The organism is Photobacterium alginatilyticum, from assembly GCF_009910675.1.
GTDB lineage: Bacteria > Pseudomonadota > Gammaproteobacteria > Enterobacterales > Vibrionaceae > Photobacterium > Photobacterium alginatilyticum.
Window position 1 is genome coordinate 1 of sequence record NZ_RSEJ01000207.1, and the last position, 577, is coordinate 577.

The window sequence follows — 577 nt, forward strand, 5'->3', positions numbered from 1 at the left end:
TATTTATTGTATAAATTGTATAAATTAGAAATTTAGAAATAAAGTACAAAATCTTTTTTTATTTCCTTTTTTTTATTTGATCGGATAAAAAAGAAACTTTGGGATTGCTGAATCAACAGACAAATAAATACCAAAAAATARATAAGAAATATATAAAGCAACGGAACCATCATAGTATTTTTTAACTCCTCCAAAAAGAAGGGTGGTAATTTGATCATTTACCAATATGAGTCTCATAGATCCTATTTGGCTCTTTCTGCGATGGAAGGTAAAGATTAATTTTATTGTAGAGCCGTATGCAATACATCAAACATGCCCGTACGGTTATTCTATTTTTTTTTTCTTAAGWATTTTTGTTATCTTTATTTWTTTTCTCTTCACTCCATCGTCTAGATAGAACAAACTTTAGTATGTTATATCATCAGGGTAATGATTCATCAACCCGCTAGTGCTTTTTATGAAGCACAAACGGGAGAAGCTATCTTGGAAGCRGAAGAACTGCTAAAACTGCGTGAAACCATCACAAGGGTTTATGTACAAAGAACGGGCAAACCCCTCTGGGTTGTATCCGAAGACA

General features: G+C 31.8%; 1 protein-coding gene. It reads left to right on the plus strand.

Annotated elements, in window-relative coordinates:
- Positions 1–429 precede the first annotated feature (429 nt).
- Positions 430–577 (plus strand): ATP-dependent Clp protease proteolytic subunit (locus EIZ48_RS31610; protein WP_500690630.1); only part of this gene is annotated, 148 nt, incomplete at its 3' end.